This window comes from Solwaraspora sp. WMMB762 (assembly GCF_049179115.1).
GTDB lineage: Bacteria > Actinomycetota > Actinomycetes > Mycobacteriales > Micromonosporaceae > Micromonospora_E.
Map to the genome: position 1 here is coordinate 1,963,741 of NZ_JBMHMD010000001.1, position 19,102 is coordinate 1,982,842.

Consider the following 19,102-nt stretch of genomic DNA (forward strand, 5'->3'; position numbering starts at 1 on the left):
CTATCGACTTAGTAGAGAATGCGGGTGGCCGGTGCTGTTGTCAAGCACGCCGACGAAGTCGGTCGCGGCCGGTCAGGTCCAGGCGCGTGGGTTGGCCGCGAGATCCCGGATCCGCTCGGGGAGTTTGCCGGTGGCGACGTCGGCGACGGTGACCGACTCGAGGATCTCCCGCTCGCTGGCCCGCAACGCGATCCAGACGTCCTGCAGCGCGACCGCCGCACCCTGGTAGCCGAGCTCCTCCGGCCGGTGCCCCCGCACGTGGGCGAGCGGGCCGTCGATGACCCGGATGAGCTCCGCGAGGCTGATCTGCTCGGCGGGGCGGGCCAGCCAGTAGCCGCCGTCCGGGCCGCGCTGGGCCTGCACCACGCCGGCCCGGCGCAGCTGCAGCAGGATGCCCTCGAGGAACTTCGGCGGGATGCCCTGAGCCCGGGCGACCTGCTCGGCGGTCAACACGACCCGCGCCGACGCCGCAGCCGCGACCGCCAGCTCGGCGGCGGCCCGCAGCGCGTAGTCGACCCGGGCAGAGAGACGCATACCTCTCAGGTTACGGCACTGTTTCCATTATCGGACCGGCCGACCGCGACGTCGGTCATCTACCTTGATCACGGCCGCCCGAGCACCGGCCGGGCAGTCGGCCCGGTCACCCGCCGACCCGCCGGACCAGTCCTTCCTGTACGGCGCTGGCGATGTGCCGGCCGTCGCGGGTGAACATCCGACCGGTGGCCAGCCCGCGCCCGCCGGCGGCCGACGGACTCCAGCAGTCGTAGAGGAACCATTCGTCGGCCCGGAACGGCCGGTGGAACCACAACGCGTGGTCCAGGCTGGCCCCGATCACCCCGCCCGGACCCCAGACCTCGCCGTGCACGGACAGCACCGAGTCGAGCAAGGTCAGGTCGGAGGCGTAGGTGAGTACGCAGGCGTGCAGCAGCGGATCGTCGGGCAGCTTGCCGTCGGCGCGGATCCAGACCCGCTGGTACGGGTCGGCCGGCCGGTCCCCGGGGGCGACCAGACCCGGTTCGCCGACGTACCGCACGTCCATCGGCCGGGGGATCACCGCCCAGACACCGAGCCGCTCCGGATAGCGGGCGAGCCGCTCCACCATCGTCGGCACCGCCTCCGGCGGCGGGACGTCCGGTGGCTGCGGGGCCTGGTGGTCCAGTCCGTCCTCGGGCCGGTGAAACGACGCCGACATGAAGAAGATCGGCTTGCCGTGCTGGTACGCCACCGAGCGGCGGACCGAGAAGGACCGGCCGTCGCGGATGTTCTCCACCTCGTAGTCGATCGGCTCGGCACCGTCGCCGGGGCGGACGAAGTAGCCGTGCAGCGAGTGCACCAGCCGCTGCGGGTCGACGGTCCGCCCGGCGGCGACCAGCGCCTGACCGGCGACCTGGCCGCCGAAGACCCGCTGCGGCCCCACCTTGGGGCTCATCCCGCGAAACGCCGACGGCCCGGTCCGGGTCAGGTCGAGCACCTCGAGCAGCTGATCGACGGCGGCCTGCCCGCCGACCGGATCACCGGTCACTGCAACGCCCGGGCCGCCGCGGCGTCGACGAGGCTACCAAGCTGGTGCACCCGCAGCGTGTTGGTGGAGCCGGGGGTGCCGACCGGGCTGCCGGCGACGATCACCACGTACTCGCCGGGATTGGCCCGGCCGAGGCCGAGCAGTGCCTGGTCGACCTGGCGGAACATGTCGTCGGTGTGCTGCACGAACGGCATCAGGAAGGTCTCCACCCCCCAGGAGAGGGCAAGCTGGTCGCGCACCTCGGCGACCGGGGTGAAAGCCAGCAGCGGCAGCTCGCACTGCAGCCGGGAGAGCCGACGCACGGTGTCACCCGTCTGGGTGAAGGCGACCATCGCCTTGGCGCCGATCGCCCGGGCGATCTGCGACGCGGCCGAGGTGAGCGCACCGCCGTGGGTACGGGGGTCGTGCTGCAGCCGGGGCACCGAGATCGAGCCGTGCTCGGTCGTCGTGACGATCTTGGCCATGGTGCTGACCGTGAGCACCGGGTACTTGCCGACGCTGGTCTCGCCGGAGAGCATCACCGCGTCGGTGCCGTCGAGCACCGCGTTGGCAACGTCGGAGGCTTCCGCACGGGTCGGCCGCGAATTCTCGATCATCGAGTCGAGCATCTGGGTGGCGACGATGACCGGCTTGGCGTTCTCCCGGCACAGTTGCACCGCGCGCTTCTGCACCAGCGGCACCTCGTCGAGCGGCAACTCGACGCCCAGGTCGCCCCGGGCCACCATCACCCCGTCGAACGCGTCGACGATCGCCTCCAGGTGGGTGACCGCCTCCGGCTTCTCGACCTTGGCCAGGACGGGTCGGCGAACCCCCTCCTCGTCCATGATCGCGTGGACCAGCTTGATGTCCTCGGGCGACCGGACGAACGACAGGGCGATGAAGTCGGCGCCCAGGCCGAGCGCGAACCGCAGGTCGTCGGTGTCCTTGTCCGACAGGGCCGGCACGCTGACCGCGACGTTCGGCAGCGAGATGCCCTTGTTGTTGGAGACCGGCCCGCCCTCGACGACCAGCACCCGGATGTCGTTGCCGTCCACCGCGCTGACCTCGACGGCAACCTTGCCGTCGTCGATCAGCAGCCGGTCCCCGGGGCGAACCTCCTGGGGCAGCTTGCGGTAGGTGCAGGAGACCCGCTCCCGGCTGCCGATAATGTCGTCGCTGGTGATGACGACCGAGTCGCCGGTGCGCCACTCGTGCGGCCCGTCGGCGAACCGGCCGAGGCGGATCTTGGGGCCCTGCAGGTCGGCCAGCACGGCGACCGCCCGGCCGGCGGCCTGGGCCGCTTCCCGGACCAGCTGGTACACCTGCTGGTGGTCCTCGTGGCTGCCGTGGCTGAAGTTCAGCCGGGCCACGTCCATGCCCGCTTCGACGAGCCCACGGATACGCTCCGGGGACGCGGTCGCGGGGCCAAGCGTACAAACGATCTTTGCGCGGCGTGTCACGCCCATGAGGCTAGTCTCTCCCCTGAACCGGCCGATCGGCCGACCCTGTCTGATGTCCGAACGGAAGTGCCCACCAGCGCTCGGCGCTCCGCGAGACATCGTACTGGTGGGTGGAACCGCGACGGTGGACCGGCGGGCATCGACGACCGCGCCCTCAGGGTAGCGCGCCAGTTGACCATCGCGGTACGGCCGGACGGCCGACGCCCGGACGTTCGGAGATCATTCGCCGAACCGTCACATAGATCCGGTTAACTGGTCACCACACGACCGGAGGGTGGCACGGTGACACAGCGGGTACGGACACGAACGGTGACCGCTCTGATGGCGATGATCGCCACCGGTCTGGCGGCAGGGCTGGTGCCCGGGACGGCGACGGCAGGCGGGACACCGGCCGATGGGCACGGCGGCGTCCGGTTCGCCACCTTCAACGCCTCACTCAACCGGGGCGTCGACGGCGGCCTGGTGGCCGACCTGTCCACCCTGGGCGATCGGCAGGCCGCCAACGTCGCCGAGATCATCCAGCGGGTCCGCCCCGACGTGCTGCTGATCAACGAGTTCGACCATGACGCCGAGGGGCGGGCCGTCGAGCTGTTCCAGCGCAACTACCTGTCCCACGGCCAGGGCGGGGCCCGGCCGATCCACTACCCGTACCGGTTCAGCGCCCCGTCGAACACCGGCGTGCCGTCCGGGCACGACCTCAACCGCGACGGTACGGTCGGCGGCCCGGACGACGCGTACGGCTTCGGGCTGTTCCCCGGCCAGTACGGCATGGCGGTCTACTCGCGTCACCCGATCGACCGGCGGTCGCTGCGCACCTTCCAGACGTTCCGCTGGCGCGACATGCCGGGGGCGCTGCTGCCGGACGACCCGGACACCCCGGAGCCCGCTGACTGGTACTCCCCCGAGGCCCTCGCGGACGTACGGCTGTCGTCGAAGAGCCACTGGGACGTGCCGGTGCGGATCGGCCGGCAGACCGTGCATCTGCTGGCCAGCCACCCCACGCCGCCGGTGTTCGACGGCCCGGAGGACCGCAACGGCCGGCGCAACCACGACGAGATCCGGTTCTGGGCCGACTACGTCACCCCGGCCCGGTCCGGCTACATCTACGACGACCGGGGCCGCCGTGGTGGGCTGCGCCCGGGTGCCCGGTTCGTCATCGCCGGTGACCTCAACTCCGACCCGTACGACGGCGACAGCATCCCGGGATCGGCCCAGCAGCTCACCGGGCATCCGCTGGTCGACGACCGGCGGCCGCCGACCAGCGCGGGCGGGCCGGCGGCCAGCCAGCGCCAGGGCGGGGCGAACCTGACCCACGAGGGCGACTCCCGCTACGACACCGCCGACTTCGCCGACGGTACGCCGGGCAACCTGCGGGTCGACTACCTGCTGCCGAGCCGCCGACTGCGGACGGCGGGCAGCGGGGTTTTCTGGCCGACGCCGGACGATCCGCTGTTCCGGCTGGTCGGCGACTACGACCCGGCGCTGCCCGGCGGGTTCCCGACCTCGGACCACCGGCTCGTCTGGCTCGACCTGCGCTGCTGAGCGGCGGCTCCGCGCGGTCAGTCGGTGCCGGTGGCGGCGAGCGATCCCGGTGGGCGGGCGTCACGGGAGGCGATCGCGTTCATCGGGATCTGCGCTGCCCGCACCCCCATGTCGAGCCGGGCCACCTGGTAGAACTGCGCCCGGGCACGGCGGTAGTCGACGAACCCGGCCCGCCAGGTCTGTTCGTCGACTGGTTCGTCACCGGTGGCAAAGGCCTCCAGCCTCCACAACGTCTCGGTGAGGGCCTGCGCGGCGGCGATGGTCGGCCCGTCGGCGAGCAGCAGGATCGACTCGAAGCACACGGACCGGTCCGACTCGGCCTGTCCGAGCCGAGCCAGCCCTTCCTCACGGCCGATCGGGCTGATCGCGGTAACCAGACCGCGGCTGGCCAGCACCCGTGAGGCGAGCAAGGCGATCTGCTTGGCGGTGGCGGCGAATTCGACGTACCCGGCGAGCCGCCGCTCGTCCCACCGCACGGACTGTTCCCGACGCCACCGGCTGCGCTCGGTGATTCCGGTGCCGACGTAGGTGAGCACCCCGCCGACGACCACCGCGAGGATGGTCGGCAGGTGTTCCAGCAGAGACATCACATTCTCCGTCGCGTCGCCGGGCCTCAGGGTAGTGAGCCGCCACAAGGTCGCGTGCCGGCCACAAGCCCCGGTCCTCTCGGCGGTCTCCGCTTGCCCGCACCTTACACCGTAAGTTAGGCTGCCTTACAGCGTAAGACAGCCGGTCACGTCCACGGACGCCCGGCGGACGAGAGGGGAATACTCATGAGCGATCTGGTCCGCACGGCGCGGCTGACCGGCGTGTTCTATCTGGGCCTCGGCATCACCGCCATGCTCGGCTTTCTGATCGTCCGCTCCCAGCTGTTCATCGCCGGCGACCCCGCAGCGACACTTGGCAACCTGGTAGGGCACGAGACGCTCGGCCGCATCGGCGTCGCGCTCGAGTTGGGTGTCGTCGTCACCCAGGCGCTCGCCGCCGTCTGGTTCTACCGCCTCTTCCGCACCGCCGACCCGCTCGCCGCCGGCAGCATCGGCGCGTTCGGGCTGGTCAACGCGGTGGCGATCATGGGCAGTGCGGCGATGCTCGCCACGGCCGTCGAGGTCGCGGGCGAGCCGATCGGCGACGCCGCGACGATCGTCCAGACTCTCTACCTGGTCAGCGGCAACCTGTGGGGGGTGGGCAACCTGTTCTTCGGGCTGTGGCTCATCCCGATGGGCACCTGTGTGCTCCGGTCACGCTGGATGCCGCGACCGCTCGGCTGGGTGCTCGTCATCGGCGGAATCTGCTACCTCACGAGCGGGTTCCTGCTCTACCTCGCGCCCGACGCCCGGATCGTCGCCGACCTGCTCGTGGCGCCGGCCACCGTCGGCGAGCTCTGGATGATCGGCTACCTGCTGACCGTCGGCGTCCGGCGACAGGTGCCGTCGCGGGTGTTACCGCACCGTCAGGGCGGGTAGGCGAAGGTTGCGGCGGATCACATGCGACGCCGCGATCGGGCCCGACGACGTACGGAGAGCTGGCGATGATGAACCGGAGCTACCTGCGGCTGGGCGTCGCGTTGACGCTGAGTTTCGTGGTGATGCTGCTGCTGACGTACTCGATGATCTGGACCATCGACGACTTCTACCTCAACCTCAGCAACACCTACATGGCGTTGATGATGGTCGCCCCGATGGGGGTGATCATGCTCGGGGTGATGTGGATGATGTTCGGCAACCGTACGCTGAACGTGATCCTGGCGGTCGGGTTCGTCGTCCTGTTCGGGGTGGCGTTCTACTTCGGTCGGCAGGAGAGCTTCATCGGCGACGAGCAGTTCCTCAAGTCGATGATCCCGCACCACTCGCGGGCGATCCTGGTCTGCGAGCGGTCGGACATCACCGACCCGGAGATCATCGAGCTGTGTGGACAGATCGTCGAGACGCAGCAGGAGGAGATCAACCAGATGAAACAGATCCTGCAGCGGTACGAATGAGTCACGTCCGCGCGACGCTCGGCGTCGTACTCACCGTCGTCGCCATCGGGGCAGGCACCGCAGCCTGCACCGCCGACCCGTCGGAAGCCGACACCGGCCCGCCCGCCACCAGCGCCGACCCGGTCGATCAGCTGTCAGCGGCACAGCCGCCGCCGGTCGCGCCGCTGCCCGACCCGATGGCCGACGCCCGGCCCGTCGCCTCGGTGGCCGCCACCAGCGGCCCGGTCTCGGTCGGCACGGTTGAGATCCCGCCCGGCCAACTGTCGGTCAGCCTCGACTGCGTCAGCGGCGGCCGTGGGGATGCCGCCGCCACCAGCGGAGCTGCCGACCTCGCGGTGTTCCTCGACCCGGGGATGCGGTTCGAGCTGCAGTGCCCCGCCGACGAGGTGACGAAGACCCGCAACGTCGACCAGGACCACCCGGGCGGTCCGGTCACCATCCGGGTCGAGGCCGGCGCGGACGTGCGGTGGAACCTGCTGGTCGAGCACCAGCCGGGCTAGGGTGCGGCGGTGAGCGGATGCGTGTTCTGCCGGATCATCGCCGGGGAGTCCCCCGCGTGGCGGGTCGCCGACTCCCCCGCCGGGGTGGCGTTCCTGGACACCCGGCCGGTGTTCCCGGGCCACGTGCTGATCAGCCCGCGCCCGCACGTGGTCACCCTGACCGACCTGCCGCCGGCCGATCTGGCCGGGTACTTCTCACTGGTGCAGCGGGTCGCGGCGGCGGTCGAGGCTGGCCTGGACGCGGGCGGCACCTTCGTCGCGATCAACAACCGGGTGTCCCAGTCGGTGCCGCACCTGCACACCCACGTGGTACCCCGGACCAGGGGCGACGGGCTGCGCGGCTTCTTCTGGCCGCGCCGCCGCTACGCCGACGACGTCGAGGCCCGGCGGTACGCCGAACAGGTCGCCGCCGCGTTACCTCCCGAGCCCGATCTGCCCTGAAAACAAATTGATAGACAAAAGTCAGTAACAGGATAGCTACCGTCGGCATCAGCGACTACCGTCAGCAACGATGGCTCGACTGAATGGTCCCGGGTGGCGAGTGCCGGTGGCGCTCGTACTCGCCGTACTCGTGAGCGGGTGCGGCGGTGAATCGTCCCTGCCGGAGCTGTCACCCCCGGCGTTCCCGACGGCGACGGCCGAGCCGACGCCGACGCCCACCGGTCCCCGGTACGGCGCCGTGGGCCTCGACCTGTGCGAGCTGGTCGATCTCGACCCGCTGGCGACTCTCGCCCTGACGGTGGAGTCCACGGATCCGACGCCACCGCAGGCGGCGCCCGGCGCGGCATGCCTGTTCAAGCTCATCACCCGCAGCGGGCATCTTGGCAGCCTGCGGGTGGAGGCGGCGACGCCGGCGACAGTTGCCGATGCCGAGAGGCTGTACCGCGACCGGGGTGAGTTCACGGTCATGCTGCCGGAGGGCGGTGTGCCGGGTCTCGGCGACCAGGCGGCGGCGTTCGCCCGGCGCACGGAGCCCGGGTTCAAATACGCCGAATACATGATCCACGTGCAGCTCGCCAACCTGATGCTCCTGGTCTGGCTGGCCGTCGGTGGAAACGAGTTCGTCCCCACCGCCCAGCTCGCGGAGCCGGCCAGGACCATCGCCGGGTCGGCATTGGCCCTGGTACCGCAGAACTGACCAGTTGCCGCACCGGTGACCCGGCTGCCGCCCGTCCGCCGACGGCTAACTGTTGCGTACCGCCTGCGGCCACGAACCGTCCGGCAGCCGCGAATGGTCACCGGCCTGGGCGGCGAGGTCGCGTTTCTCGCCAATCGATCCGACGAACCGCTCCCCGATCGCCAGCAGGTTGTCCAGGCTGGCGGTCACCAGGTCGCCGACCGCCCCGGCGAGCGCGTCGATCGCCCACGGGATATTGATGACGGCCGCCGTATCGACCGCGGCCTGGGCCATATGGCCGGCGAGTTCCGTGACGACCCGCGCCAGCTCGACGGCGTACTCGACGTTCGACCGCGCGACGCCGAACAGCCACTGGCTGACGAACTCGGTCTTGACCGCCGTCTCGTCGACAGCTCGCTGCTGGTGGCCGACCTTGGACTGGTAGGCGGTCGCCGCGTCACCCGTCCAGCGGTGCAGGTTCTGGTCGAGCGGATCGACTACCTGGAAGGACAGCTCGGACACCGGGGTCCGGACCTCGTCGAGCCACCGGAAACTGGTGGAGATGAGCGACAGTACCGGCAGTTGGTGGTCGACGGCGTGATCAACTCTGTCGAGGATCGTCGCGAAGTGTTCCCGGACCTGCTGCGACCGGTCGTGGATCCACCACTGCGCGGCGGCACCGAACATCCACTGCCAGCGGTTGATGTTGTCCATTGTCTCGTTGAACTTCTCCACCGCGATCTCGACGCCGGAGTGGATCTGCTCGAACGCCTCGTTGAACGGCGGGCCGTACTCCTGGTCCGGCGGTGGCATGGCCGGCTCTCCTCCCCTGATCGGCTACCGGCGGTAGACGTCGTTGAGGTCGAGTGCGATGACCGCGTCGGCCTCGTCGTAGCGGTCGGCCAAATCACGCAGCACCGCGCCGATCTCATCGAACTCGGTCGCGGCTTCGCCGAGCACCCGGGTCAGGAAGGCATGGAATTCGTCGTACGCGGCGGAGTGCACGTCGCCACTGGCCTGGCCGATGTAGAACGCGGTCGGAGCGAGGGTCAACCGCTCGGCGGCGAGCTTGACACTCATCATGCTGTCGGACAGACGGTGCCACTTGCTGCTCTCGGCCCGCAACGCGTCGGTGACAACGTCCAGTTCGTCAGCCATTTCGCTCTCCTCATCGGCCGAGCTGATGGGGATGCCCGGCGAGACCGGCGGCCCGCATCGCGGCCAGGGCGTCGCCACGCAGTTGTGCGGCGTCGGCACCGGCGACGCGTCGCACGTCGCCGATGACGCCGACGAGGCCACGGCCACGCAGCCGCAGGTTCAGATAGCCGTGCGGGCTCGGCACGCCATGTTCGTCCACGGCGGGCGGCGTTTGCCTGCGGGACAGCCGCCGCAGTGCCGCGCCGTTGCGGTCCAGGGCCGCCCGCAGCCTGCCGGACCAGCCGGGATCGTCCGAAGCCGGCGTCGGCTCGTCCGAAGCCGGTATTGGATCGTCCGGCGCTGGCTCGTTCCGTCTGCGGTGACCGGCGTCGACACGCAACGCGGCGAGCGCGGCGGATTCGAACGACGCCCGCACCGCACTGACGTACGCCTCGTACAACGCCTCCGCGAAGGCCGATGGCGGCAGGCGTTCGCGCCAACGGCGGGCGACCGTGACGTCGAGGACCCGGGCACGGTCGTCAACCGTCACGCTGACCGTGCCGGTGGTGTCCGTGGCGTGGTGCGGCCCGGTGGACCGGTGGTCGTGGTCGTGGTCGGCGGTAAGTGCGAACGCCTCGGCGCGCTCGCGAAGCCCATCGGGGTCCGCGACGCCGACGAGGTGAGCAAGCCGGCGTCGGCCAGGTCCGCTGGGGGCCATCGGCACCCTCCTTGGCCCGGACCACATCGGGCGCGGTCCGTACTCGGGTAGTCGCCGCCACCGACGACGATACGCAGAGTCAGCCAGATTGGGTGTCAGATAACATACAGCAGCATCAATTACTTCGGGTCGGTGCACGGACCTGCGGCTCAGCCGCTGACCTGTGGTGGGGTCCAGTCGGACCGTCCGGCCCCCGCACCCGTGGTGTGGGGGCCGAACGGCGGATCGTCACCAGCGAGCGGTTATCCGGACCACCGTGTACGGCAGCACCGGGTCGGTCGCCCCGTACTGAAAGTTGACCACCAGCAGGTCACGGCCGTCGAACGCGGCCGTCGACGGGCCGTGCAGCCGGAGATCGGTGACCCGGGCCAGCAGCGTGGCCCGGGTGGCCTGGCGGTGCAGCCGCAGCACGTTGACCGTGTCCCCGTTACCGTCGACGTTGCTGACCGCGTACAGCAGGCCGCCCCGGATCAGCAGACCGTCGCCGTGTACCGCCGCGCCGCCCAGGTCGATCGCGGAGACGGTACGACGCCGCAGGTCGACGCGGTGCAGCGCGCCGTCGTTGTAGTCCGCGACGATCAGATACCGCTGGTCCGGGGTGACCACCAGTCCGTTGAGGTTGAACCCGTCGCCGTAGTCGATGCTGGTGCCCCGCAGGTCGACGAACGGCCGCAGCGGTGCGGTCGCCCCGACGCCGCCACGCAGCTGCCCAGCAGGGATCCGGTACAGAGTCGGCTGGAACGAGTCGGTCACGTAGACGTCGCCATTGGCGGCCAGAGCGACGTCGTTGAGCATCGAGTTCGGGATGCCGGTGGCGAAGCGGTGCAGCAGGTCGCCGCTGCGGGTGTCGTACACCCAGACGTAGCCGGTGCCGCCGCCGGCGACGATCAGCCGACCCGCCCGGTCGACCTTCATACCACCGGCGGTGGTCCGGCCGTCGGCGGCGTTGCCGGCCAGCCAGACGGTGGTCCGCGAGGAGCGGACGTCGCCCCGGTAGATCCGCCCGTCGGTGAGGCTGCTGACGTAGAAGTACGGGCCGCGTGGGTCGCGGGCGATGCCTTCCGGGTAGGCGTCGTCGCCGGCCAGCACGTAGCTGCCCGGCCGCTGGTGGTGGTGGTGCGCCTGCGCTGAGGCGGCGTGGAACGCGATCGGCGCGGCCGCGGCGGGAGCCGCGGGCGCCGTCGGCCCAGCGGCGAGTACGCCGGACGTCGCGGCGACGGTGGCCGCGACGAGCAGTCGAGATGTGTGCACTGTGTCCCTTCCGGTGGTCGGTCGGTTCGAGCCTGACCGGCGGGAACGACCCGCAACAAGATCACCTGGGTATGTCGGGATACCGTGCCGGTATGTCGGTCGAGCTGCGCGTCATGCGGTACGTCGTCGCCGTCGCCGAGGAAGGCAGCTTCGAGAGCGCGGCGCGCCGGCTACACATGGCGCAGCCGCCGCTGAGCCGGCAGATCCGCGACCTGGAGCGGCAGCTCGGCGTACCGCTGTTCGAGCGGCGGCCGACCCGGCTGACCGACGCGGGCGCGGCGTTCGTGGCGTCCGCCCGGCGGCTGCTCGACGACGCCGACTCGGTGGTCCGGGCTACCCGGGCCGCCGGGCAGGGTCAGACCGGGACGGTACGCATCGGGTTGGTCGCCAGCGCCACGTCGCAGGTGCTGCCGCGCTTGCTGGCGGCGGTACGGGCGGCCCATCCGCAGATCACCGTACGGACGCGGGAGGCGTGGCCGGCCGAGCTGGACGTCGGCCTGCGGGCCGGCCGGTTCGACCTGGTGCTGTCCCGGGGGATGCCGGGCCACCAGGACCTGGACCGCCAGACAGTACGCCGGGAGCCGCTGGTGGCGGTGGTCGACGCCGGGCATCCGCTGGCCGGGCGTACCGCTATCGGATCGGACGCGGTCAGGTTGGCCGACTTGGCCGACGGCCGGCTGAGTCTGCCACCGGAGGAGCTGACGCCCGGCTACCGGTCGGCGATCCTGGCCGCCTGCGCCCGCGCCGGTGTAGCCGTCGAGGTGGTCGACTGCGAGCAGCTGGGGTGGCGCCGGATCGGGCTGGCAGACGTTGACGGTTTCGCCCTGGTGCCCCGCTCACTCGCCGAGCTACCCACAGTGGACGGGGTGGTGCTCCAGCTGACCGACGAGCTGCCCGCCCCCGATCTGGAGCTGGTGTGGCGGCGGGACGCGACGTCACCGGCCGGGCTGGCCGTCGCCCGGCTCGCGCGGCGGCTCGCCCACGACCGGCACCGGTGAGCTCCCACCGAAAATACGCGCGGTGGTCACCGGGTCAGCGGCGGAAGATGGTGATCGAGTGACCGACCTGGTCGATCGGCTCGCTGCTGTCGATCAGCTCGCGTAGTTCACCGCCGGTGGTCGCCACCCAGGTGTTCGACACCACCAGCAGACCGCGTACCTCCTCGGGCGGCACCTCGCGCGGATCAGTGGCGGAGATGCCGTAGTACTCCGGCACGCCGGCGCCCTTGTAGGCCAGCCACACCCGCTCGTCCGGGTACCGCTGCCGAAGCCGGTCGGCGAGCCGGCTCAGGTCCTGCCCCCAGTCCACGTTCGAGTCGTGCAGATGGTGGTAGGTGCGCGCCGGGCCGCCGAACGCCTCGTTGGCGTACGGCAGGTAGAACGGGAACGCGCGGGCCGAACTCGCCGCGATCAGCACGACCAGCACGGCCGCCGCCGGTCGGGCGTACCGGGCGGCGGCCGGCCACCGTACGGCGGTCACGGCCGCCGCCGCCACGGCCAGAAAGACCGGGACGACGATCGCGTACCGGACGCCGAGGTCGCGGGAGCCGGTCATCGCGACGGCCAGCAGTACGCCGGCCGGCACCAGCAGGTATCCGGCGGCCGGGCGCAGCCGGGGCACCGACAGCATCGCGGCCGCGCCGACCAGCCACAGCGCCAGCGCCCCGAGCGGCGTCTTCACCAGCAGCGCGGCCGGCAGGTAGTACCACCGGTGGCCGGAGTAGGTCTCACCGAACAGGTACCCGCCCCATTTCCAGTCCTCGAAGCCGAACTGGATCCGCATGCCGTCGCGGAACGACTCCGGAAACGGCAGCCAGTCGACCACGGTTCCGCGCAACCCGCCGATCGCCGGCACCGAGCCGGAAGGCACCGTCTGCAGCCGTGGGTCGACGACGAGGTAGCTCACCCACACGGTCAGCAACGCGAGGAGTCCGATCGCGGTCGCGGCCGCGCCGGCGACGACGTACCGCCGGGCCCGGGGTGAGGACGGGCGGGGCGGCCAGGCCGGCCGGGCGTGCCGGACCGACCAGGCGGCCAGCGCCAGCAGCACCGGGACCGCCGCCAACGCGCTCATCTTGGTGGCCAGTGCCGCGCCGAGCGCCAGGCCGGCCAACGGCAGGTAGAGCCACGGTCGCCGCCGCGCCCGCCACAGCAGCCAGACCGAGGTCAGCAGGAACCCGGCGGTGGGCACGTCGAGGGTGGCCAGCGAGCCGTGCGCGATCACGTCGGGCGTGAACGCGTACACCGCCAGAGCGATCAGGGCACCGGCCCGGCCGGTGATGTCGCGGGCGAACGCGAAGACCACCAACCCGAACGCGAGGGTCAGCCCGATCATCGGCAACCGGGCCAGCAACAGCAGCCGGTCGGCGTCGTTGCCCGCTTCGTACAGCACGTGCCGCCCGAGGTCCGTCTGGTTGCCCTGGAAGGACGGCTCGATGTACGGGTCGACGAACAGCAGGCCGGCCCCGATGATCAGTTTGCCCAGCGGCGGATGCTCCGGGTTGACCTGCAGACCGCCGCCCTGCAGGTAGAGCGCGGCCGCACCGACGTACACCGGCTCGTCGATGGTCGGCGCCTGCGCCACCGCGGTGGTGACCATCGCGAACGCCATCTGCCCCAGCAGCAGCGCCACGACCAGCGGATACCACCAACGTCGGTGCCGTCGCAGCCAGCCGGGCCGATCCGATTTCTCCGTCACCGTGCTCGGATGGTCATCCGAGGTAACAGGTACATCCCGGTCGAGGACTCCCGACTTGCGCAAAAGGCTCACGGGCCGGCAGCCTACCGGGCTACTCGATCGCGACCGGCACTTCGCCTGGGTGATACCGCCGTAGATTCCGGTCACGGGGCGTCGTCGATGGTGCTCGGTTCCCCGCCCGGCTCAGTTCGACATCGCCCCGATCGGCCAGCGCAGGAACATGCGCTCCTCACCGTCGATGGACCGGCGATCCAGCAGCTCGGCGCCCAGCAGCAGGTACGGGCGTAGCCGCCGACGGGTGCAGGTGGCGTAGGCGACGTCGTAGCCGCGCGCCACCAGGTCGCGGTAGCCGAAGTCGCGGATGAAACCGGTGTACGTGGCGCGCGTCCAGACATGCCCGCCGCCGGCGCTCATCACGTTGAGGATCTCGCAGACCCGCCCACCGCCCCGGCCGGCACCCGTTGACCCGGGTGGGCTGAATCCGAAGGACGCGGACTGCAACCCGCGCTCGGCGGAGATGCTGACCGCCATCGCACCGATGAGCCGGCCGGTGCCCTCCCGCCAGCAGTAGACAATCTGGTCCTGGTACGGAATCCGGGTCCGCAGCCGCCGTGCGGTGTCGTCCCACTCCCAGATCAGCCGGACCAGCCGGTTGTCGGTCAGGCCGGCGTAGGCACGGTAGAAGTCCTGTTCGTACTCCGACACCTGCGCCGGGTCGGCCGGGTCGAGTGTTCCGTACCAGGTGCCGTCGTTCATGCCGGGCCAACCGGTTCGACATGCATGAGCAGCCCGTACCGGGGATACTGGGTGACCGCCGGTGCCACCTCGACCGGATGCCCGTCGACCGGGGTCAGCCGCACCCGCTGCCCGGCGACCGCCAGCACCGTGAGCATCTCGGTGATGGCGAAGTTCGTGCCGATGCACTTGCGCTGCCCGGCGGCGAACGGCAGATAGGCGCGCCGCTGCTGCGTGGTCATCCGACCCGGTGCGAAACGGTGCGGGCAGAAGGAATCCGGTTCCGGCCAGTACTGCGGCATCCGGTGCATCGCGTGCACCGGGATCACGAGGTTGTCACCCCGGTGAATCCGGTGGCCGTCGACCTCATCGGCGGCGGCAGCCCGGCGGGTGAGGGTGTAGACCGGCGGATAGAGCCGCATCGACTCCTGGATCACCTGCCGGGTGTAGCCCAGGGCGCCCAGGTCGTCGTAGCTCGGTGCCCGTCCACCGAGCACCCGGGCCAGCTCCTCGCGGAACCGGCCCGCGCTCTCGTCGTGTTGGCCGAGCAGGTGCCAGGTCCAGGCCAGCGCCGTCCCGGTCGTCTCAAAGCCGGCGAAGAACAGGGTGACGACCTGGTCGCGCAGTTCCCGACGGTGCTGACCGGCCTGCGGACCGTAGGCGCGGATCAGGTCACCGAGGATGTCGGTGTACCGGTCGTTGTCGGCCAGCCGTTCCTCGATCCGATCCGCCACGAAGTCGTCCACCGCCCGCAGATGGCGGGCGAACCGGCGGTGCAGCCGGGTGGGAAACCACAGGGGCACCGTCACCGGGCTGATGTTGCGCCGGACCACCACTTCCAACCCGACCCGTACGGTGTCGACGAAGTCGTTGGCGGTCGTCTTCGGGTCGTGGCTGAACAGCGCCACGGCCATGACCCGCATGGCCAGGGTCTGCATGTCGCTGAAGACGTCGACCGGTTCGCCCCGCTCGCGGGCGCTTTCCCAGCCGTCGACGACCTCGGTCATCAGGGTGGCGGTGATCTCGACGACGCGTTCGAGCAGCGCCCGGCTGAACACCGGCTGGGTCAGCGTCCGCTGCCGCCGCCACGTCTCACCGTCGCTGCAGATGAGGCCCTGGCCGATGATCAGCGACAGGTTGTCGTGCTGCAGGCTGCGACCGTAGCCGGGCAGGTTTCCGATGAACACCCGCTGGTTGGCGTCCGCGTCGGCCAGCAGTGTGAAGACCCGGTGCAGTACGCGGTACCGGACGAACCCACGGTGGTCGGCGACCAGCCGCTTCTGCACGCCCAGCAGGTCGGTGCGCAGGGCGCTGAGCCGCAGCCGCAGCGGCGGGTGGTCAGTTCGGCGCACTGTCGGCTCCCTGCAACGCGAGGCTCTCGGTGACGAACGCGTCATCCAGGCCGGCGGCGTTTTCGATCAGCCCGGCCAACGTCTCGCCGAACCGGGCCCCGGGTGCACCGTCGACGATGTCGTGGTCGACCGTGACGGTGGCGCTGAGGGTCTTGCGGGGTGCGGCGGCACCGTCGATCCACCGTACCTTGTCGTACATTCCGCCGACGATGAGCGTGCTGGTCAGGAACGAGATCGAGATCCCCCAGGACGGGCGCGGGCTGATGAAGGATCCGACATTGGACAGTCCGACGGTGCCCCACTGACGTTTGACCCGGGCCGGGTCGCGCCGCATCCACCACCAGATTGCCCGCCGGGCCGGGCGCGGCAGCCGCAGGAGCTGGCGGCGCCGGCGGACCCCCTCGTCGTCGTACAGGTCGGTACGGGCGGCGGCGCGCATCTCGTGGTTGATCTGCGCCAGGCTCTTGCGGTTCGCGGCTCGGACCACGTAGATGACCGGTACCAGCGATCCGTCGGGCTTGCGCTTCTCCAGCAGTGTGTTGACGTCCACGTCGTCGAAGACGACCAGCTTGCGACGGCCCTTGCGGAAGGCGTGCAGCATCTTGTGTTCGTCGACCGCGTGACCGAGGCAGTAGACCAGGAAGGCGGTGAACGACAGCCCGTCGGGCACCTGGGCACGGTAGCGCGCGATCAACTCCATCGGGCGGGACACGTCGAACTCCACCATGCCATGCGCCATGTGTGTTCGGTGGCCGACGCTCAGCGCGTCGACCACGAGTTCCCGGATACGCGGCCAGGGCAGTTCCTGGAACGGAGCAGCATTCATCGTGTCTTGTCTCTATCGTTCGGTGGACGGATCGGGTGGCAGGTCCGTCGTCCGGTTGCGGCGCTCGAAAGTGTGCAGGAAGTCGACCAGCCGTTCGACCGATTCGACGGTCACGGCGTTGAACAGGCTGGCCCGGCAGCCACCCACCGAGCGGTGCCCGGCCAGCCCGGCGATACCGGTCTGCTGCGCCTCGGCCAGGAACTCCGCGAGCAGCTGCGGGGTGGGCAGGTCGAACACCACGTTCATCAGCGAACGCGACGCCGGGTCGACAGTGGTGCGGTAGAACGGGACGCTGTCCAGGTAGTCGTAGAGGATCTGCGCCTTGCGGCGGTTGATCCCGCCCATGCTGGCCAGCCCGCCGATCTCGTCGGCCAACCAGCCCAGCATCAGCCAGGTCACGTAGATGGCGAAGGTCGGCGGGGTGTGGAAGTTCGACCCGTGCTGTCGGTGCACCCGGTAGTCGAGCACCGCCGGCAGCTCACCGACGATGTCGTCCAGCATGCGGCGGCGCGCGACCACGACGGTCACTCCGGCGACGCCGATGTTCTTCTGCGCGTGGGCGTAGACGACGTCGTACGCCGCCGGGTCGAAGGTGTCGGACATCAGGTCGGAGCTCATGTCGGCGATCACCGGCACCGCAACGGCGGGTGCCTGGTGGAACTGGGTGCCCTCCACCGTGTTGTTGGTGACCAGGTGCAGGTACCGGGCGTCCGGCCGGGGCCGGATCGAGCCGGCCGGCGGAACGTAGGTGTGGTCCCGGTCGGCGGAGGAGGCCACCACCGCGACGTCCCGTCCGAGGGTCCGTGGCTCCCGGATCGCCTTGGCTGCCCAGTACCCGGTGTCGACGTAGTCGACCGGGTCACCGGGTGCCGAGAAGTTCATCGGGACCATCGCGAACTGCAGCGATCCGCCACCCTGCAGGAGCAGAACGTCGGACTCGTCGCCGAGGCCGAGCAGGCGACGGACCCGCTCGGTCGTGTCGGCCAGCAGGAACTCGACCTCGGGTGCCCGGTGGCTGATCTCCATCACGCTCATCCCGGTGCCCTGGAAGTCGCCGAGTTCGACGCGGATGCGTTCCATGACGTTGCGGGGCAGGCCGGTCGGGCCCGCGTAGAAGTTCAGAACCTCGCGGTTCGCTGACACCGTCTCCACCTCACCGCCACCCTCGACGTGTCGGGAGGCGCCAAGATCATCGCACGGTCGACCTGCTGATACCTGAGGCGGTAATGAGGGAAACATGAGGGATCCCTGGTGGGCCGCAGGGTGGCGGGATGCCCCCTGCGGCCCATCTGTTCTCACTGTGCGGCTGGTCGGCTCCGCCGGCCCCGGGGTCACCGTGGCCGTCGGGTCAGGCGCAGATCGCCTGGATCGCCAGACCATCGGTGGGCACACCGGTCAGCGTGAGGTGCACAGTGCTGAGACCGGCGTTCGGGTAGAGCGAGCTCAGGAAGGTCTGCCCGGAAGCACCCGCTCCCGTCGCCCCGCCGACCGAGTGCACCTGCTCACCGGCCGGGCAGGAGTCGCTGGCCGAGGCGACCCCGGTCTGCACCGATCCTTCGGCCGCCGCCCCCACCGGGTTCGCACAGATGGCGTACGCGGTGACCCGCCAGTTGCCCGAGTAGGCGCCGTCCTCGGCGGCGGCGGCCCGGGCGATGTCCAGTGGTCCGGAGGCCCGGGACATCTGCAGGCCGACGTTGCCGAAGCCGCCTCCGGTGACGCTCGCCCCGGTGCCGATCACCCGCTGGCTGCCCGAGCAGCCCGCGGCGGTGCTGCGGGTCGGCGACGAGGAGTAGGCGGAGTTCCCGGGGACGATGTTGTAGCCGGGCACGGAAGCCGCCGGTGCGCAGATGGCGTACCCCTCCAGCGCCCAGTTGCCGCTGACGCCGCCCGGCGGTTCGTCCGCCCAGACCTCGTACCGGTCGGTCTGGCCGGGGCCGCTGACCGGCTGCAGGGCGCTGAGTCGGATCGACCCGGCGGCCGGCCCGGTCACCCGGGCACCGCCGCCGATCACCCGGGTGTCGCCCGGGCACTCGGCGGCCCGGAACTTCGGTGACTGTGAGTTCGTCGCGGTGGCCAGGTGGGTGGTCCGGAACAGGCCGCTGACCGCAGCGGCCGGCGCGGTCGCGACGAGTTGGGCGGCCGCGCCGACGGTCAGGGCGGCGAGCAGCGCCGCCACGCGTAGACCGGTGCGACGGTGTTTCGTGTTCATCGCTCCTTCTTTCGGATTGATCGAGGTGACTGGCGTGTGCCGTCGATCCAGACAGTGGCCGGTGGACCTTCGGAGA

21 protein-coding genes are annotated in these 19,102 nt (G+C 70.6%); 7 read left to right on the top strand and 14 right to left on the bottom strand.

Annotation, left to right across the window (positions count from 1 at the left end; all coding sequences use genetic code 11):
- Window positions 1-72 precede the first annotated feature (72 nt).
- From ACN27J_RS08640 to pyk, 3 genes are all read right to left on the bottom strand, one after another.
- On the bottom strand, window positions 73-534 hold the full coding sequence (locus tag ACN27J_RS08640; RefSeq protein ID WP_278170058.1) for an RrF2 family transcriptional regulator: 462 nt from the start codon (window positions 532-534) through the stop codon (window positions 73-75).
- A gap of 106 nt (window positions 535-640) precedes the next feature.
- Window positions 641-1,522 carry an acyl-CoA thioesterase gene (locus ACN27J_RS08645; RefSeq protein WP_421364983.1) on the bottom strand — a complete coding sequence of 294 codons (882 nt, stop codon included), beginning with the start codon at window positions 1,520-1,522 and terminating at the stop codon, window positions 641-643.
- Complete coding sequence (pyk, locus tag ACN27J_RS08650) at window positions 1,519-2,967, bottom strand: pyruvate kinase (protein WP_278170061.1); 1,449 nt, start codon at window positions 2,965-2,967, stop codon at window positions 1,519-1,521. Before pyk ends, ACN27J_RS08645 begins: the two co-directional genes overlap by 4 nt.
- A gap of 303 nt (window positions 2,968-3,270) precedes the next feature.
- On the opposite strand from pyk, the gene ACN27J_RS08655 reads away from it, so the two are divergent.
- Window positions 3,271-4,503, top strand: coding sequence for an endonuclease/exonuclease/phosphatase family protein (locus ACN27J_RS08655; RefSeq protein ID WP_421364985.1), 1,233 nt, complete (start codon window positions 3,271-3,273; stop codon window positions 4,501-4,503).
- A gap of 17 nt (window positions 4,504-4,520) precedes the next feature.
- Here ACN27J_RS08655 and ACN27J_RS08660 read toward each other — a convergent pair whose 3' ends face one another.
- Window positions 4,521-5,090, bottom strand: a complete 570-nt coding sequence (locus ACN27J_RS08660) for a hypothetical protein (RefSeq protein WP_421364987.1) — start codon at window positions 5,088-5,090, stop codon at window positions 4,521-4,523.
- A 186-nt stretch (window positions 5,091-5,276) separates the two neighbouring features.
- Between ACN27J_RS08660 and ACN27J_RS08665 the strand changes: the two genes are divergently transcribed.
- The 5 genes from ACN27J_RS08665 (at window position 5,277) to ACN27J_RS08685 (ending at window position 8,122) form a co-directional block, all read left to right on the top strand.
- Window positions 5,277-5,969 carry a DUF4386 domain-containing protein gene (locus tag ACN27J_RS08665; protein ID WP_421364989.1) on the top strand — a complete coding sequence of 231 codons (693 nt, stop codon included), beginning with the start codon at window positions 5,277-5,279 and terminating at the stop codon, window positions 5,967-5,969.
- Window positions 5,970-6,034: 65 nt separating this feature from the next.
- Window positions 6,035-6,484, top strand: a complete 450-nt coding sequence (locus ACN27J_RS08670; RefSeq protein ID WP_421364990.1) for a DUF305 domain-containing protein — start codon at window positions 6,035-6,037, stop codon at window positions 6,482-6,484.
- Entirely contained in the window at window positions 6,481-6,984 is a 504-nt protein-coding gene (locus ACN27J_RS08675; protein ID WP_421364992.1) for a hypothetical protein, read from the top strand. Before ACN27J_RS08670 ends, ACN27J_RS08675 begins: the two co-directional genes overlap by 4 nt.
- Window positions 6,985-6,993: 9 nt before the next feature.
- The gene (locus ACN27J_RS08680) at window positions 6,994-7,425 is read left to right on the top strand and encodes an HIT family protein (RefSeq protein ID WP_421364993.1); all 432 of its coding nucleotides are present in this window, start codon (window positions 6,994-6,996) and stop codon (window positions 7,423-7,425) included.
- Window positions 7,426-7,495: 70 nt separating this feature from the next.
- Entirely contained in the window at window positions 7,496-8,122 is a 627-nt protein-coding gene (locus ACN27J_RS08685; RefSeq protein ID WP_421364995.1) for a hypothetical protein, read from the top strand.
- A 45-nt stretch (window positions 8,123-8,167) separates the two neighbouring features.
- On the opposite strand, the gene ACN27J_RS08690 is transcribed toward ACN27J_RS08685, so the two are convergent.
- From ACN27J_RS08690 to ACN27J_RS08705, 4 genes are all read right to left on the bottom strand, one after another.
- On the bottom strand, window positions 8,168-8,914 hold the full coding sequence (locus ACN27J_RS08690) for a hypothetical protein (protein WP_421364997.1): 747 nt from the start codon (window positions 8,912-8,914) through the stop codon (window positions 8,168-8,170).
- A 24-nt stretch (window positions 8,915-8,938) separates the two neighbouring features.
- Window positions 8,939-9,259, bottom strand: coding sequence for a hypothetical protein (locus ACN27J_RS08695; RefSeq protein ID WP_421364998.1), 321 nt, complete (start codon window positions 9,257-9,259; stop codon window positions 8,939-8,941).
- A gap of 10 nt (window positions 9,260-9,269) precedes the next feature.
- Window positions 9,270-9,956 carry a hypothetical protein gene (locus ACN27J_RS08700; RefSeq protein ID WP_421364999.1) on the bottom strand — a complete coding sequence of 229 codons (687 nt, stop codon included), beginning with the start codon at window positions 9,954-9,956 and terminating at the stop codon, window positions 9,270-9,272.
- A 228-nt stretch (window positions 9,957-10,184) separates the two neighbouring features.
- A complete protein-coding gene (locus tag ACN27J_RS08705) occupies window positions 10,185-11,207 on the bottom strand; it encodes an SMP-30/gluconolactonase/LRE family protein (RefSeq protein ID WP_421365001.1) in 1,023 nt (340 codons plus the stop codon).
- Window positions 11,208-11,299: 92 nt separating this feature from the next.
- Between ACN27J_RS08705 and ACN27J_RS08710 the strand changes: the two genes are divergently transcribed.
- The gene (locus tag ACN27J_RS08710; RefSeq protein ID WP_421365003.1) at window positions 11,300-12,205 is read left to right on the top strand and encodes a LysR family transcriptional regulator; all 906 of its coding nucleotides are present in this window, start codon (window positions 11,300-11,302) and stop codon (window positions 12,203-12,205) included.
- A gap of 34 nt (window positions 12,206-12,239) precedes the next feature.
- On the opposite strand, the gene ACN27J_RS08715 is transcribed toward ACN27J_RS08710, so the two are convergent.
- The 6 genes from ACN27J_RS08715 to ACN27J_RS08740 form a co-directional block, all read right to left on the bottom strand.
- The gene (locus ACN27J_RS08715; RefSeq protein WP_421365005.1) at window positions 12,240-13,904 is read right to left on the bottom strand and encodes an ArnT family glycosyltransferase; all 1,665 of its coding nucleotides are present in this window, start codon (window positions 13,902-13,904) and stop codon (window positions 12,240-12,242) included.
- A 183-nt stretch (window positions 13,905-14,087) separates the two neighbouring features.
- Window positions 14,088-14,660, bottom strand: coding sequence for a hypothetical protein (locus ACN27J_RS08720; protein ID WP_421365006.1), 573 nt, complete (start codon window positions 14,658-14,660; stop codon window positions 14,088-14,090).
- Window positions 14,657-15,991 (bottom strand): cytochrome P450, encoded by a 1,335-nt coding sequence (locus ACN27J_RS08725; protein ID WP_421365008.1) that lies wholly within the window; start codon window positions 15,989-15,991, stop codon window positions 14,657-14,659. Before ACN27J_RS08725 ends, ACN27J_RS08720 begins: the two co-directional genes overlap by 4 nt.
- Entirely contained in the window at window positions 15,978-16,817 is an 840-nt protein-coding gene (locus tag ACN27J_RS08730; RefSeq protein ID WP_421365010.1) for a 2-oxo acid dehydrogenase subunit E2, read from the bottom strand. The genes ACN27J_RS08725 and ACN27J_RS08730 overlap by 14 nt, the downstream gene beginning before the upstream one ends.
- A gap of 12 nt (window positions 16,818-16,829) precedes the next feature.
- Window positions 16,830-17,960: a 3-phosphoserine/phosphohydroxythreonine transaminase gene (gene serC / locus ACN27J_RS08735; RefSeq protein WP_421365012.1), complete on the bottom strand. Its 1,131-nt coding sequence runs from the start codon at window positions 17,958-17,960 to the stop codon at window positions 16,830-16,832.
- A gap of 205 nt (window positions 17,961-18,165) precedes the next feature.
- Complete coding sequence (locus ACN27J_RS08740; RefSeq protein ID WP_421365014.1) at window positions 18,166-19,026, bottom strand: hypothetical protein; 861 nt, start codon at window positions 19,024-19,026, stop codon at window positions 18,166-18,168.
- Window positions 19,027-19,102: the final 76 nt, after the last annotated feature.